Origin of the sequence: Acinetobacter sp. YH12120 (genome assembly GCF_013418795.1) — a bacterium.
In the GTDB taxonomy this organism is placed as follows: domain Bacteria; phylum Pseudomonadota; class Gammaproteobacteria; order Pseudomonadales; family Moraxellaceae; genus Acinetobacter; species Acinetobacter towneri.
Map to the genome: position 1 here is coordinate 14,824 of NZ_VPBI01000002.1, position 14,049 is coordinate 28,872.

General features: G+C 41.4%; 17 protein-coding genes. 8 read left to right on the forward strand and 9 right to left on the reverse strand.

The window, feature by feature from the left end:
• Positions 1-23: 23 nt before the first annotated feature.
• Complete coding sequence (locus FTU58_RS02240) at positions 24-878, reverse strand: energy transducer TonB (protein WP_218948214.1); 855 nt, start codon at positions 876-878, stop codon at positions 24-26.
• Positions 879-1,153: 275 nt separating this feature from the next.
• On the opposite strand from FTU58_RS02240, the gene FTU58_RS02245 reads away from it, so the two are divergent.
• The 4 genes from FTU58_RS02245 to FTU58_RS02260 all read left to right on the forward strand — a co-directional run bounded on the left by FTU58_RS02245 (position 1,154) and on the right by FTU58_RS02260 (position 4,053).
• Positions 1,154-1,828: a hypothetical protein gene (locus FTU58_RS02245; protein WP_004976182.1), complete on the forward strand. Its 675-nt coding sequence runs from the start codon at positions 1,154-1,156 to the stop codon at positions 1,826-1,828.
• A gap of 145 nt (positions 1,829-1,973) precedes the next feature.
• Positions 1,974-2,687 carry a DUF3108 domain-containing protein gene (locus tag FTU58_RS02250; protein ID WP_004976176.1) on the forward strand — a complete coding sequence of 238 codons (714 nt, stop codon included), beginning with the start codon at positions 1,974-1,976 and terminating at the stop codon, positions 2,685-2,687.
• Positions 2,688-2,815: 128 nt separating this feature from the next.
• Positions 2,816-3,391 (forward strand): xanthine phosphoribosyltransferase, encoded by a 576-nt coding sequence (locus tag FTU58_RS02255; RefSeq protein ID WP_004976172.1) that lies wholly within the window; start codon positions 2,816-2,818, stop codon positions 3,389-3,391.
• 263 nt (positions 3,392-3,654) lie between these two features.
• Positions 3,655-4,053, forward strand: a complete 399-nt coding sequence (locus FTU58_RS02260) for a hypothetical protein (protein WP_180061981.1) — start codon at positions 3,655-3,657, stop codon at positions 4,051-4,053.
• A 61-nt stretch (positions 4,054-4,114) separates the two neighbouring features.
• Here FTU58_RS02260 and FTU58_RS02265 read toward each other — a convergent pair whose 3' ends face one another.
• Positions 4,115-4,306 carry a hypothetical protein gene (locus FTU58_RS02265; protein WP_004976167.1) on the reverse strand — a complete coding sequence of 64 codons (192 nt, stop codon included), beginning with the start codon at positions 4,304-4,306 and terminating at the stop codon, positions 4,115-4,117.
• 567 nt (positions 4,307-4,873) lie between these two features.
• A complete protein-coding gene (gene wrbA / locus FTU58_RS02270) occupies positions 4,874-5,470 on the reverse strand; it encodes an NAD(P)H:quinone oxidoreductase (protein WP_180062020.1) in 597 nt (198 codons plus the stop codon).
• A 114-nt stretch (positions 5,471-5,584) separates the two neighbouring features.
• Between wrbA and FTU58_RS02275 the strand changes: the two genes are divergently transcribed.
• Positions 5,585-6,832, forward strand: a complete 1,248-nt coding sequence (locus FTU58_RS02275; RefSeq protein WP_178866098.1) for a YihY family inner membrane protein — start codon at positions 5,585-5,587, stop codon at positions 6,830-6,832.
• A 146-nt stretch (positions 6,833-6,978) separates the two neighbouring features.
• Here FTU58_RS02275 and FTU58_RS02280 read toward each other — a convergent pair whose 3' ends face one another.
• The 6 genes from FTU58_RS02280 to FTU58_RS02305 all read right to left on the reverse strand — a co-directional run bounded on the left by FTU58_RS02280 (position 6,979) and on the right by FTU58_RS02305 (position 11,844).
• Positions 6,979-7,917 carry a DMT family transporter gene (locus tag FTU58_RS02280; protein ID WP_180061982.1) on the reverse strand — a complete coding sequence of 313 codons (939 nt, stop codon included), beginning with the start codon at positions 7,915-7,917 and terminating at the stop codon, positions 6,979-6,981.
• 166 nt (positions 7,918-8,083) lie between these two features.
• Complete coding sequence (locus tag FTU58_RS02285; RefSeq protein WP_004976158.1) at positions 8,084-8,488, reverse strand: biopolymer transporter ExbD; 405 nt, start codon at positions 8,486-8,488, stop codon at positions 8,084-8,086.
• Positions 8,488-9,111, reverse strand: a complete 624-nt coding sequence (locus FTU58_RS02290) for a MotA/TolQ/ExbB proton channel family protein (protein ID WP_180061983.1) — start codon at positions 9,109-9,111, stop codon at positions 8,488-8,490. Before FTU58_RS02290 ends, FTU58_RS02285 begins: the two co-directional genes overlap by 1 nt.
• 20 nt (positions 9,112-9,131) lie before the next feature.
• Positions 9,132-9,923, reverse strand: coding sequence for an energy transducer TonB (locus tag FTU58_RS02295; protein ID WP_104853035.1), 792 nt, complete (start codon positions 9,921-9,923; stop codon positions 9,132-9,134).
• A 261-nt stretch (positions 9,924-10,184) separates the two neighbouring features.
• Positions 10,185-11,051: a formyltetrahydrofolate deformylase gene (purU, locus tag FTU58_RS02300; protein WP_004976151.1), complete on the reverse strand. Its 867-nt coding sequence runs from the start codon at positions 11,049-11,051 to the stop codon at positions 10,185-10,187.
• A gap of 91 nt (positions 11,052-11,142) precedes the next feature.
• The gene (locus FTU58_RS02305; RefSeq protein ID WP_004976150.1) at positions 11,143-11,844 is read right to left on the reverse strand and encodes a TetR/AcrR family transcriptional regulator; all 702 of its coding nucleotides are present in this window, start codon (positions 11,842-11,844) and stop codon (positions 11,143-11,145) included.
• Between the two features lie 117 nt (positions 11,845-11,961).
• On the opposite strand from FTU58_RS02305, the gene FTU58_RS02310 reads away from it, so the two are divergent.
• The 3 genes from FTU58_RS02310 (at position 11,962) to rpmG (ending at position 13,982) form a co-directional block, all read left to right on the forward strand.
• Positions 11,962-13,410, forward strand: coding sequence for a coniferyl aldehyde dehydrogenase (locus FTU58_RS02310; protein WP_180061984.1), 1,449 nt, complete (start codon positions 11,962-11,964; stop codon positions 13,408-13,410).
• 163 nt (positions 13,411-13,573) lie between these two features.
• On the forward strand, positions 13,574-13,810 hold the full coding sequence (rpmB, locus tag FTU58_RS02315) for a 50S ribosomal protein L28 (RefSeq protein WP_004976147.1): 237 nt from the start codon (positions 13,574-13,576) through the stop codon (positions 13,808-13,810).
• 16 nt (positions 13,811-13,826) lie between these two features.
• Positions 13,827-13,982 carry a 50S ribosomal protein L33 gene (gene rpmG, locus FTU58_RS02320; RefSeq protein ID WP_004976146.1) on the forward strand — a complete coding sequence of 52 codons (156 nt, stop codon included), beginning with the start codon at positions 13,827-13,829 and terminating at the stop codon, positions 13,980-13,982.
• The last annotated feature ends 67 nt before the right edge of the window (positions 13,983-14,049 follow it).

Genomic DNA, 14,049 nt, shown 5'->3' on the forward strand with positions numbered 1-14,049 from the left:
AGAGAGCCAGAGAGAGGGAAAAACTAGCGCACCTCAAACTCAGCTTCAGCAGGGTCAAAACGCCACGTCCGTACAATCCGCAATTCAGAAATATCTTTCATTTTGGCATCAAATGCACCAAAAGGTGCGGCTTTACGCACCGAAGCTTTGGCTGCTTCATCTAGCATGGCATGTCCTGAACTTTCAATTAAACGAATGGCACGAATCCCACCATTGTTGTTCAAAATCACCATTAAACGTACTTCGCCTGCCAAATTCTGTGCTTTGGCTTGTTCTGGATAATAACGGTTACCATAAAATTCGACTTTTTGACGGAATTTTTCCATATAACCAGCGGTGTTGTCTTGCTTGGCCTGAATCCCATCGATGGTTTTAATTTTTTGCTGACGGCTAAAATTTTGTTGGCGTTGTAAATATTGCGCTTCAATACTGGCGACCATGGCAGCCTTAGCTTGGAATTGGCTATTCAACTCCTGCATGGCTTTTTTGCGCTGATTTTCTGCAGCCTGTTTTTGCCAACTGAGCGTGGTCATCAATACTTTTTCTTCAAAGTTTAATTCACGCTGTTGCTGCATACGCTCTAAACTTTCCAATTGCTGCTCCCCTGCACTTTGTTCAGTCATGGGTGCAGGCATATCACTCGACATGCGATGTTCTTCACGAAACGTACCTGAACCTTGCTGATCGGCTTGGGCTAAGAAATCTGCATCTTCAACTTTTGCATCGCTCATGCGTACCGATACCGCAATCTCTTTGACCGCAGCATTTTGTTGCGGTGCAGCAAACTGCACGGCCAAAATTAATGCGTGCAATACAGCAGCCACCAGCAACGCTGCAGCAAAAATAGGATCTTTCCACCAATCTTGCGTAGAAGGCATCAATTGAATTTTTTTTAGCATCACATTAATCCGACAAAACGTCTGATTCCCCAAGCCGCCAAATGCGGTATAAACTAAAGAGCATATTACTTTGCTCAGTTTTTGCTTTTCTGCAAAACTGCGAAGTTCATCAAAAAGCTGACTACTGAGCCTTAAAATCTTAAAAATGGTGCAACTTATTTTGCTAAACTGCAAGCTTCTATGCCTGTATTTTTAATACAATTCGACAAAATATTTGTATCTGTAAAGAATGAATGAACGACTTGGACGGCCGTATGCAAACCCTGATCACCAATATCTCTCAACGTATCCGTCAAGTGTACCAAAAAGCGGAAGGATTTATTGAGGATGAACGTGAATTTCCATTATCTCAGGTCTTCTTAAATGCGACTTTTCAGCGCTTTGTGACCGATAATGTGAAAATGTTGCAAGATCTGCACGCAGACTTACACGACGACTGGTTACGTCTTTATGCAACCCTAGATTACAACGGCTTGAACATCACTCTGTCTGTCGATTTAAAATTAGTACAGATGGAATTGAATAAAGATACTCAGCTGATTGTGTTTGAACAAATTAGTGACACGCAGGTGATTGAAGCAAGTTATCCAAGTTTTTTGCATAAAATCGCTGTGAAGTGCGCTTTATTTTACTATCAAAAAATACGCAATGATGACCCTTTAGGCATGATTTTAGAAAAACTCAAAGTCATTAAAGTCAAAGATGATTTGCTGCATTTAGATTTAAATCGCTGGTTGGGCAAAAGCCGCTCTATCATTGACACACTCAGCAAAGTTCATGTGAATCATGCGGTATTACGTGAAGCGGAATTGGTGCTCACTGGCAACGTCAATTTAACGGCGTTGTTCCGCAAAATGTCTGAAGAAAGACTAGAAGATGTGGAAGAATCTCTTGCAGATACGCAAGTCACACCGCTGAAACAAAAATAAAGCTAAGCTGAAACTTTAGAAGAGAATACATACAGGAAAACTACACAAGCCGCATAATTCCTAATTTTCTCTTCATATTCAACGCGTATAATGGCAACAAGCAAGTAAATTGCATCTCCCTACATACAGAGGAAATATCTCAGCAATGGCAAATCATGTATTGAAAAAAATGGGTATGGCAGCCGGTGTGTCTACAGCACTGTTTTTGGCTGGTTTCTCTAGCCAAACATTTGCCATGAGTCCTTTCCAAGCCAGTTATCAATTTAACTACAATGGTAAAAACTTAGGTTCTGCAACACGTACTTTAAGCCAAACAGGTAACCAATGGAGTTATGTGTTTGCTGCCAAAGCAGGCGTGATTGCCTCTGCTACAGAAACTAGCCGTTTTAGTTTTAATAATGGCAAAATTGGCTCATCTAGCTTTAGCCGCAGCAGTAAGATTTTGGTGCATAACAACACCATGAGTATTAACTTCAATCCTTCGGCGAAAACCATTAACACCAAAAAGGACAGCGACACCCGTTCTTTTGCGTGGAAAGCGGGCGTGTTGGATGAGTTGAATGCGGAACTGCAAATCCGTGAAGACTTAAAAAGTGGCGGTTTAAAATCGAGCTACTATATTGCCGATAATAAAGAGGTGGAATCACGTCGCTTTATTAAGCAAGGTTCAGAAAAAATCAAAACCAGTTATGGTACTTTTGATACCATTAAAGTGGTGCTGAAACACAACAAACCAAACCGTGATACGATTTTCTGGTTGGCACCAAAACTTGACTACTTGCCTGTCAAAGTTACCCACCAAGACAAAGACAAGTCTTATGGATTATTACTCACAGGCTATAAAGGCCCGACCAACTAATTTAGAATATAACTACTGAGCAAAGCTTGGCAGTTATTCACCATTTGGTAAATTGTTCTTGCATTTTTTCAGGTGCTTTTTAAAATACGCTTTTGCTTTGAAAAGCACCTGCTCTTGAGGATTCTCCCGTGCATGCACTAGAACAGAAAATTTTAGCCGAAGGTATCGTTCTATCTGAAGCGGTTCTAAAAGTCGACTCTTTCTTAAACCATCAAATTGACCCTGTGATGATGCAGCAAATTGGTCAAGAATTTGCGCGTTTGTTTAAAGATGCAGGCATCACCAAAATTATTACCATCGAAGCTTCTGGCATTGCACCAGCTGTGATGGCAGGTTTAGAGCTTGGTGTACCTGTAATTTTTGCACGTAAATATCAATCTTTAACCTTAAAAGATGATTTATACCGCTCTAAAGTATTTTCATTTACCAAGCAAACTGAAAGCACGATTGCCATTTCAAACAAACATATTAGCGCTAGCGACAAAGTCTTGGTGATTGATGACTTTTTGGCAAATGGTCAAGCTGCACTCGGTTTAGCAGATTTAATCCATCAAGCCAATGCAGAAGTCGTGGGTATTGGGATTGTGATTGAAAAGTCATTCCAGCCGGGTCGTGAATTATTGCTTGAAAAAGGCTATCGCGTTGAATCATTGGCACGAGTAAAGTCTTTGGCAAACGGTACAGTTGAATTTGTACGCGATTAAGGTCGATTAAAACTGATGTTGGTTCATCATTTAAACCCGATGATCAAAGAGTGCTTAGGCGCTCTTTTTTTTTATGCTTTTTTTAAACTTAAACAACTCATTTACATATATTGAATTTACAAAATAGCCGCGCTACGCCATTCTGCACTTGAAATAACAGTGATTCAGCAGTCTAGTTTTTCTGATTGCAGCTCTAGACAGCACTTTTTAGATCGTCTGCGTGCATTGATGCATGCGGCATGAGCATAAGGCAATTTACAGTCATGACACAAGACAATCCGTTGATGGAACACAGTATCGTCTGTCCGAAATGTGGTTCAACTCAAGTTGAAAAACGCAACCATCAACAAAACTTACAAAAAATTGGTGGCGTGTTATTAGGCTCTGCAGGTACGGCAGCAGGTACAGTAGGCGGCGCAGCTTCAGGAGCTTCTATTGGTGCGGCAATGGGTACTGCCGCAGGACCTTTGGGCGTAATTATGGGCGGCACGATTGGCACGTTTGTCGGGGCAATTAGTGTGGGAATCACAGGCGGTTTTCTTGGGCATCGCTTTGGTAAAAAAGCAGGTGTAATTGTCGATCAGAATATTTTTCTGGATTTTCAATGCCTCAAGTGCAAACACCGCTTTAAAGAAAAAATTCAAACAGCCAAGCAACTCTAAATAGCCCTAAATCAATTTCAAAAAAATGCTGCACATGGCAACACTTTTTGATTGTATCTTTTTATTTTGCAGTGCTGCTTGCAGAAGTCATCACAGTTTTTTGTGCCGCTAAATACTGTGCTTCCGCAGGTTGTTTTTCAATACGTTGTTCTTCTGGAAAACTCAGACTATGTACAATTTCAGTCGCTGCAACACTCGACCATGAACACCCTAAACTCATTAGACCTAACCCAATCAGCATCCACTTATTCATTTTCACTTTCCTCAATCTCTCATTTTTACAGCAGTCCGTTGTGCTCAATACATTAGGGTCTGTTGACAATTCGTCTATGTTTGCGGCATGAGAGATATATCTCGCAAGGTTTTTTAGCTGATATAAGGCATGGGACAGGAAATTTAGTCATTCTAAATGACTGGCACATAACGCAATAGCAGCAAAAAATATGCTCGCCCCGAAAGGCTGTGGCTAAAACTTTCTCAGATTGCGTTATGAAACTTAGCAATAATCTCGCTATTCCTTGCGTTTCATGCCTGATCTGCTCAGTTTTAGCCTACAGCGCAAGCCATTTATGAAATGTCAACAGACCCTAGCCTGCAAAAAAATGCTGCGTGAACCGTGACAGAAAACTCTGCTTTTAAAGCGGTTATTAGACGTGAAAAGAGAAAAACTGAATATCACTGCAAATGGTGATTTTAGGTGAAAAGTGAACTTATTTTTTAGCACGCTCAATGCTACATAAGCCATCGAATTCAAGTACAAAAGATAAAAGCGTAAAACGATATCCACATTTTACGCTTCATCTTAATTAAAGAAAGAATCTCACATGCCCTGTAATTTTTTTACCATTTCACCTAGGCGTTGTCCTTGCGCTTCACAAAGGATTTTTTCATCCTGACTCAAAGCCTGATCGTGGCGCGGGCCGCTCACATGCGTTGCACCATACGGCGTACCGCCCGTTTTGGTATTTGATAAAGCAGGATGCGCATTATGCAATCCCATAATCATCATTCCGTGGTGAAACAATGGCGGCAACATGGTCAATAAGGTACTTTCCTGTCCACCATGCATCGAACCCGATGAGGTAAAAACGCAGGCAGGTTTATTGTGCAATGCGCCATTCAGCCACAGACTAGTGGTTTGATCCCAGAAATATTTCATTTCAGATGCCATATTGCCAAAACGTGTAGGTGAACCTAAAGCCAAACCTGCACAATTGGCCAAGTCATCCAAAGTACAATAAATATCACCTTCGGCAGGAATACTTGGCTCTGCTTGTTGCACCACGGTCGAGATATTTGGCACAGTTCTAATTTTAACGGGCATGCCATTAGCCTCTACCCCGTTGGCAATTAAATGTGCCATTTCTTTGGTAGAACCATATTTACTAAAGTACAAAACCAGAATATATGCTTGCATCATGCTAAGAAATCAGACTAAAAATGAAAACTATACGGTATTTTGCTGCTTTTTTGGTTAAGCTTAACCATGAAAACAGATAAAGATGATTAAAAAAGTTGAGACAGCCACTGTATGATCGTTGAGTATTTAAAGAAACTGCCTTTTTATGACAAACAATGGTTTCAATTTGTCTTATTTGTGCTGCGTCGCTTTGAAGCAGATCGCTGCCGTGAACAAGCAGGCTCTTTAACCTACACTACCCTGTTTGCCGTTGTACCTATGCTCACCGTATTTTTGGTGATCATCTCATCCATTAAGGCACTCGAACCTGCACGGCAACAATTACAACAACTGATTTACAGCAACTTTTTACCTAAAACCACCATCGCCTTTGATAAAGCCTTAAATGCCTTTACCGACAAATCTAGCAACTTAACCGTCATCGGGATTTTGTTTTTATTCGTGACCACGGTGATGATGCTGACCAGTATTGAAACTGTGTTTAATCGAATTTGGCGGGTTAAGGAAACCCGTGGCGGTATTATGGGTTTTATGCGTTACTGGACCATTATCTCATTAGGCCCTATTTTACTGGGCAGTGCTTTTGTCATTTCCTCAACTTTGGCTTCTATGAATGTGCTGAGTAATAACTTTGCAGGTTATGAGCTCAATGGAGCATTTATTTTATGGCTGATTTCATTTGCCCTAACCATTTTAGGTTTTTTTATTCTGAATTGGACCATTCCCAACCGCAGTGTACCTATTAAAGCCGCATTAATTGCGGGGGGGTTCAGTGCTGTTGTATTTGAATTTTTGAAAAACCTGTTTGGTTTTATTATGTCCAACTTCACCAGTTATGAAATTATTTATGGTGCTTTTGCTGCCGTACCTATTTTCTTACTGTGGATTTTCCTGTCTTGGAATATTGTGCTGTTAGGTGTTGAAATTAGTTATGCCTTGACCGCTTTTGAAGCCAGTCGCGAAAAAAAATGCCATCCGCTGCTCATGCTATTGGACTTACTGGAATTGTTTTACAAAAAACAAATGCGCGGAGAAAGTGTCACTGAAGCTGAAGCCTTAGATGTATTGGGACGTAATGAAATTGGGCGCTGGCCGTCTTATGTGCTGATGCTAGAACAACAAAATTTAATTAAACGTACTGAAAATGATGAATTTGTTTTGGTGCGCAATTTATCTCAGGTAGATTTTTGGAGTTTTTATTCACAGCTACCGTATTCATTGCCACGTCGTCAGGACTTGGCCAATGTCTATCCTGATGATGAATGGATGCAAAAACTTGGCCCCGTACTCAGTGAAACCGATGACTATTTGGCTGCCAAATTGTCGATTCCGCTCTCTAAGATTTTTGAAGAAAAATAATCTTGTACGCGCTCGCTAGATTTTAAATATCACCCATCTTCAAATTTAAACCCGTATTGAGCTACTAGGTTATTTGAAGATGATTTTTACAAGACAACATTGCTGATGTTGAGTCTTGCTCAAGTTCATGGAAAAGCTGCAAATACTTATTTTCTTTTTAGTACTTGGGTTTTATGTTTAAACCAACATTGAGCATTCACCATCAACACCCCCAGCATGACCAAAACAGCCCCAATCATAAAACTTTGGCTCAAGCTTTCATTCAACAACCATACACCAAACAATACGCCAAATAATGGCGTTAAAAATGAAAACACGCCTAAACTGGATGCTAAATATTGTTTCAGCAACCAAAACCAAGCGAGATAGCTAATAAACGAAATCAATACCGCATGAAAAATCAAACTGCCTATGGCTAAGGCTGTCCAATAAATTTCAGCCTGTCCCATCCACCATGCCATCGGCAGTAAAATCAAAAAACCACCCATCAATTGGTAAAACAAAGTTTGTGTTGCAGGGGCTTCCGATAAACGACTTAGACGTACCGCAACAGTTGTGGCTGCCCAAAGTATGCCTGCACTCAGCGCAAGTAAATCGCCAAAAAGCATCTGGCTGAAGTTTTGGTGGCTCTCTTGTTGCACAGTATCACGCCATAAAAAAGTCACCGCTATGCCAGCAAAAGACAACAGAATCCCGCCCCATTGCAAGCGAGATAAACGCTCTGCAGGTAGTTTCCAATGCAACGCTAAAGCCACAAAAATAGGCGCGGTATATAGTAAAACCACCACATGCGACGCAGAAGTATATTGAATCGCCTGCCCTAACATAAAAAATTTTGCGGCAAATAAAATACCCACCAATATGCCTGCAGGCAGATATTCAGTCGAAGCCCATTGTGTATTTCTTGCAAGCAATAACAAAGGCAACACCATCACAGCAGACAAGCCTGAACGCAGTGCCAATTGCATCAAGGGTGAAATATCTGCCGCAGCAACTTTTAGCACCACTTGTTGCAGACCCCAAAAAACACACAAAATTAGCATCATACTGCTGGCTTTTGCATCAAGTGCTTGGCGTGAACTCATGGCTGAACCTGATCTGAGATAAAAAATAGACTTTAAAGTAAGCAGCGGACTCAACCTAAATCTTTTGGATATTCAACATCATTGAGTACTTGAGGAGTTTTGGCATTATGCGCGACTTTGCATAAAAAAAGCGACCTAAATAGATCGCTAATTTTTAAGGATTAACTTAATCATCTGTTGCGAAAGCAATATCACTGAGTCCGGCTTCACTCGCACGTGACATCACTTGCGCCACAGTATCATAACGCGCATCTTTATCTGCTCTTAACACCACGGTTGGCTGTTGAGCTTGCTGACTAGCATCATTAAAGCGGGTTTGCAACTCATCTAAACTAATGATTTGATCATCCCACGCCACTTCACCATTGGCATTGATACTGACCTGAATTTGCTCAGGCGGTAAATCAACAATTTCTGCGCTGGTTTGTGGTAAGGTTAATGGTATAGATGGGTTGGCAACGGTCGCTGTCACCAAAAAGATGATCATCAATACCAACATAATGTCGATCAGGGGAATAAGGTTCATCTCATTCATGCCTGAATCGTTGTCTTCACCCAATTGAAAAGCCATTAAACCTGACCTCCCACTAAACTTTGTTGTGTTGCATTCACTTCAGTTCTTTGAATAGAAGAATCTTGTTGCAACATGGTGTCAATCAACAAACTATGTGCATGATCTTGCAAATTTGTAGATAAGGTACGGTTCACACGCGAACAAATGTTGTAAGCAATCACGGCAGGAATCGCCACCGCCAAACCGAAGCCCGTCATAATCAACGCTTCACCAACAGGCGTTGCCACTTGAGCCAATCCCGCCTGACCGCTTTTTCCAACCGCAACGAGTGCATGGAAAATACCCCAAACTGTACCAAACAAACCCACAAACGGTGCTAATGACGCAATTGTACCCAGTACCGATACGCCTTTTTCTGCCGATGCTTTTTCTACCGAAATTTGACGCAATAAGGCTTGCTCAGCAACCGCTTTACGCTGCTCAAAATTTAAGGGCACCAGTTTTGCTTTAAGCTGATTTAAAGCCTGTGACAGTTGAGCATAAGCTTGTTGCTTCAATTGGCGCGTGCCTATCAAACGTAATGCGAAGATGGTCCATGTCGCAATCGACATCGCCAATAACACGAAATACAGCGTTTTGCTGACTGCATCTGCGTGTTGCCAATAGACGGAAAAGTTCATACTCGAACTCCTGTTGAAGGTTAGCCGTTAGGGTTCAATGTCAATTCAAAAGGCTGCTCAGCACGAATTGGATAAGCCACGCCATTTTCTTTGTACGGTTTGAATTTTGCACTACGCACTGCGCGTAAAATCTTTTGATCTAAAGCAGGTACACCACTAGAACGCGTAATTTGAGCATCGGTGATCACGCCTTTTTCATTGGCTTCAATCCGAACCACCACGTTACGGGTTTCTCCCTGTAAATCACGATTGGTATAAGAAGGTTTTGGAGAACGACTCCATTGCACGCCTGAGCCGCCAATCGACACTGTTTTTGGAGCAGAAGGTGCGACAGGAGCAGGTGCTGGCGCAACAGGTGCAACTGTCGGTTTCGGTGCAGGCTGTACCACTTTAGTTTCAGTCACCGTTGCTACAGGTGCAGGTTGCACCACACGTTCGACTGGTTTTTCTACGGGCTTCGCCACGGGTTTAGGGGCTTCTGCTTTTTTAACTTGCTGTACTTTTTCTACTTTTTTCGGTGGCGGTGGCAACGGTTTTTCTACCACAGGCACTTCTTTTACAGGCTGAGGCTTGGGTTTTTCAGGCTGTGGTTCAGCCTTAGGTTGCGGTGGCAACGGTTTAGGCTGTTCTTGAATTTTTACAAAGCGTACTTTTAAAGGTTCTTTTTCTATGGGCTTTAAGGTCGGAGTTTGCATTTGCCCCAATGCCCACAACACACCGACATGACCTAATGCAACAACAGCTAAAGCCGTCACAACTTTCTTTTTCATGGCATTGGGCATTTGTAGCATAGCGTTGGGAGATTGGTTCATTAAAGTCAGCGACCTTCAAAAGCAATTGCCAAACCATCACAATTCCGAACGATCAAACTGATCGGTTAGCACAATTAAAGTAACGCAATAATAAATGAGAAGTGTTTTCATTTGCAACTATTTTTTAATAACAAACGTGAATCATCCAATAAATTTGCTATTTTAAAAACAGTTTAAATAAATGTTATAACATTACAATTTTAGCATAAAAAAACATGCCATGTCGGCATGTTTTAATTCGATTTTTAGATAGCTTTTACCCTATTGAAATACAACAGTTTTGTTGCCATCTACAATAATACGGTCTTCCAAATGCCATTTAACTGCACGTGCCAGTACATTACGTTCCACATCCTGACCCAATTCACGCAGTTGATCTACCGTAAAGTCGTGGTTTACACGCTCTACATCTTGCTCAATGATCGGACCTTGATCTAGGTCTGCTGTTACATAGTGTGCAGTTGCACCAATCAGTTTTACGCCTTTTTCATAAGCTTGTTTATATGGATTTGCGCCCACGAAAGCAGGCAGGAATGAATGGTGAATATTGATCACTTTCATTTCCCACTTAGAGACAAACTCTTCATCCAAAATTTGCATATAACGCGCCAATACCAACAAATCATTGCCTTGCATCAATTCATCAATTTTAGCGTAAGCTTCACGTTTATTTTCTTTATTAACAGGCACTACTTCAAACGGAATACCAAAGTTTTCTACCGCTTCACGCAAGGTGTCATGGTTCGACACCACTTTGGTAATTTCACATGGTAAACCACCACGTGAATGACGCCATAATAGTTCGAGCAAAGCATGATCAACTTTAGACACCAAAATGCCGACTTTTTTCACATCGCTGACCAAAGCCAAACGCCATTGCATTTCATAACGCTCTGCCACGTTAGAAGCAAAGGTTTGCAATAAGCTTTCTTTACGGCTTTGCAAGTGATCCAGTTCAAACTCAACCCGCATGAAATAACGCCCGCCCTGAGCTTCTGTTGCGTATTGATCAAGCGCGGTAATGTTGGCTCCTTGATGATACAAAAAGCTCGATACAGCCTGCACAATACCTGGCTTATCTTCACAGGTAATCAGTAAACGTGCAGTATTCGCAGTCGTCATATTCATGTTGTTTTTAGTCACTACTTGGTTAAATTGAAAAACAAGCCGAGTATTCTAGCGCGTTTCTCAGACATTCTAAATAGCCATTCTCAGTCTCTTAGTCGGCTTGAGTATTTTTACTGGATGATAAACTCTCAAACAGTTCAGATGTGCCTAGTGTTTCTAGTAAACGCTCATAGGTTGCACGACTTTCACCCCGTAAATATGCCCCTTCAAGGAACAGCATTTGACGTAAAGCCTGCCAAATCCATTTTTCTTCCAAATGGTTTGAATCGGTAATGTGACCCGACATATATAAGAAGTTCGTCCAGTTGGTCAGCACAATCCAAATATTGATAATCAAGGCTTCAATTTCTGACTCAGTCATTTGCATCAGACCCGCATCCACAAAGGCCTGATAAATTTTTTGTCCCTGCTGCATGACCTGTCCTGCAAAACGTGGATACATTTTGCGGAAATCTTCATTGGTTTCGACCAAATGATAGACATCACGATGCAAAAAACGATAAGCCCACAGCTGACTACTGAGAACCTGAAAATAACGAATTTTGTCATTGGCATCTAAGCCACGATTTTCAGGCAAAGCCAGCATTTCTAAAGTTTCTTGCTGATATTGTTCCATCAGCTCTTTAATAATTTCGTTCTTATTGCGGAAGTGGTAATACAAGTTTCCTGGACTCATGCCCAGTTCTGCCGCAATATGATTGGTTGTTACCGAACGCTCACCACGCTCGTTAAACAATTGCAAACTCAATTGCAAAATACGTTCTTTGGTTTTCAACGTTTTGGTTTGAGACATCCTAAAAACAACCATTCTTTAAAATTTGAGGGGCATGAAAACATAAAGTCACTTGACTGATTAGAGTAAATACTCTAAAAATTAACTTATATTGCTTTTATTGAATGGTAACATGCCATGAACAGTCAAACAAAAACAACTTCAATGACCCCACATTCACCCGATTTACAACGTCTGGATGATATTTTGGCATTGCAGAAATATGCCTATCAGCGTCATCCTGTCCCAAGTGCCAAAGAACGCATTGAACGCTTAGCCCGCTTAAAACGTGTGATTGTGAAATATCAGGATCAATTTGCCGAAGCCATTAACCGTGACTATGGCAACCGCGCCATTGCAGAAACCAAAATTGGTGAATTACTTACCTGCTTGGAACATATCAAATATTACAGCAAAAACCTGACCGACTGGATGAAGCCATCTAAACGTCAGGTTGGTATTATCCACCAACCTGCAAAAGCATGGGTACAGTATCAACCTTTAGGGGTAATTGGCATTATTGCACCTTGGAACTATCCGCTGCTGTTGTCTTTAGGCCCACTGATCTGTGCTTTGGCTGCAGGCAACCATGCCATGATCAAAATTTCCAGTGCTTCTGCGCATTTTGGTAAAGTACTGGAAAACGCCATGAGCGAAGCATTTCCACAGGAATTGGTGGCAGTAATTAATGGCGGCGGTATTATTTCCGATGCGTTCTGTCATTTGCCTTTTGACAAAATTATTTTCACAGGCTCTACCGAAGTCGGCAAAACTGTAATGGCTGCCGCGTCACAAAACATTGTGCCTGTCATTTTAGAACTAGGTGGAAAATCCCCTGTTTTGGTGCATCCATCTAGCGATATGGTCGATGTAGCGCAGCGTATTGCGGTAGGTAAACTCTGGAATGCTGGACAAACCTGTGTTGCACCCGACTATATGTTCTTGCCTAAAGGCAAAACTGCCGAATTTATGGAGCATTTCGAGCAATTTGTGACCGAAATGTATCCGCATATTCGTGATAACCAAGACTACACTTCTATTATTAATGACAAACAATATCGTCGCTTACAGGGCTATTTAGAAGATGCACGTGAGCGAGGTGCAAATATTATTGAAATTAATCCGCAAAGTGAAAATGTGGCTGCAACCCGTAAAATGGCACCAACGGTACTGACCAATGTCAGTCCAGACATGCAAATTATGCAAAATGAGATCTTTGGTCCAGTCCTGCCAATCTTAGAATATGAACAAATTGATGATGTAATCGAGTTTATTAATAGCCGACCGCGTCCTCTTGCTTTATACTATTTCGACTTTGATCAGGCGCGTGCCGACTATGTCGCACAGCGAACCCATTCAGGGCATTTCGGACTCAATACTGTATTGACCCACGTTGCACAAGATGACTTACCATTTGGTGGTGTTGGTGCATCGGGCATGGGGAAATATCACGGTCCAGAAGGTTTTTTCAGCTTGTCACATGAACGGTCGGTAATGTCTAATCCGAAGCTTTACAGCTTGAAGTTCATTCTCCCCCCATTTGATAAGCCGATTCATCGATTGATTTCGAAGACGCTTCTTCGTTAACTGATCAAGGCATGAGCTATCAAACACGCTCATGCTGTTTTTGAAGAAAATCGCTTGTCTTTTAAGCGTATTTTTGATATAAAACGCCCCTTGAATGAATTCATCCGTTTATTTTTGACTGGCCATACAGATTTGCTGTTGGCTAAATCAATGGAGTTACACCATGTCTAAGGTTTGCCAAGTTACCGGCAAGCGTCCAGTCGTTGGTAACAACGTCTCACACGCCAACAACAAAACTAAGCGCCGGTTCGAGCCGAACCTGCACAACCACCGTTTCTGGTTAGAAAGCGAAAAACGTTTCGTACGTCTTCGTTTAACCACTAAAGGTATGCGTATTATCGACAAATTGGGCATTGAAAAGGTTGTTGCTGACCTTCGTGCTCAAGGTCAAAAGATCTAAGTAAGGAGTCAGGACAATGCGTGATAAGATTCGCTTAGTTTCTACAGCTGGTACAGGTTATTTCTATACCACTACTAAAAACAAACGTACTATGCCGGAAAAAATGGAAATCAAAAAATTTGATCCAAAAATCCGTCAACACGTAGTTTTCAAAGAAGCTAAAATCAAATAATTTTAGCTTTTTTAAAAAACGACCTTATTCAGGTCGTTTTTTTTTGCACTTTTTTTGCCTAACTTGT

Excerpts from the sequence above, each read along its gene's own strand:
- purU (WP_004976151.1), bottom strand. The coding sequence starts at position 11,051 with ATGAATATGACGACTGCGAATACTGCACGTTTACTGATTACCTGTGAA.
- FTU58_RS02280 (WP_180061982.1), bottom strand. The coding sequence starts at position 7,917 with ATGAGTTCACGCCAAGCACTTGATGCAAAAGCCAGCAGTATGATGCTA.
- FTU58_RS02285 (WP_004976158.1), bottom strand. The coding sequence starts at position 8,488 with ATGGCTTTTCAATTGGGTGAAGACAACGATTCAGGCATGAATGAGATG.
- FTU58_RS02275 (WP_178866098.1), top strand. The coding sequence starts at position 5,585 with ATGATCGTTGAGTATTTAAAGAAACTGCCTTTTTATGACAAACAATGG.
- FTU58_RS02305 (WP_004976150.1), bottom strand. The coding sequence starts at position 11,844 with ATGTCTCAAACCAAAACGTTGAAAACCAAAGAACGTATTTTGCAATTG.
- FTU58_RS02240 (WP_218948214.1), bottom strand. The coding sequence starts at position 878 with ATGCCTTCTACGCAAGATTGGTGGAAAGATCCTATTTTTGCTGCAGCG.
- wrbA (WP_180062020.1), bottom strand. The coding sequence starts at position 5,470 with ATGCAAGCATATATTCTGGTTTTGTACTTTAGTAAATATGGTTCTACC.
- FTU58_RS02295 (WP_104853035.1), bottom strand. The coding sequence starts at position 9,923 with ATGAACCAATCTCCCAACGCTATGCTACAAATGCCCAATGCCATGAAA.
- FTU58_RS02245 (WP_004976182.1), top strand. The coding sequence starts at position 1,154 with ATGCAAACCCTGATCACCAATATCTCTCAACGTATCCGTCAAGTGTAC.
- rpmB (WP_004976147.1), top strand. The coding sequence starts at position 13,574 with ATGTCTAAGGTTTGCCAAGTTACCGGCAAGCGTCCAGTCGTTGGTAAC.
- FTU58_RS02260 (WP_180061981.1), top strand. The coding sequence starts at position 3,655 with ATGACACAAGACAATCCGTTGATGGAACACAGTATCGTCTGTCCGAAA.
- FTU58_RS02290 (WP_180061983.1), bottom strand. The coding sequence starts at position 9,111 with ATGAACTTTTCCGTCTATTGGCAACACGCAGATGCAGTCAGCAAAACG.
- FTU58_RS02250 (WP_004976176.1), top strand. The coding sequence starts at position 1,974 with ATGGCAAATCATGTATTGAAAAAAATGGGTATGGCAGCCGGTGTGTCT.
- FTU58_RS02265 (WP_004976167.1), bottom strand. The coding sequence starts at position 4,306 with ATGAATAAGTGGATGCTGATTGGGTTAGGTCTAATGAGTTTAGGGTGT.
- rpmG (WP_004976146.1), top strand. The coding sequence starts at position 13,827 with ATGCGTGATAAGATTCGCTTAGTTTCTACAGCTGGTACAGGTTATTTC.
- FTU58_RS02310 (WP_180061984.1), top strand. The coding sequence starts at position 11,962 with ATGAACAGTCAAACAAAAACAACTTCAATGACCCCACATTCACCCGAT.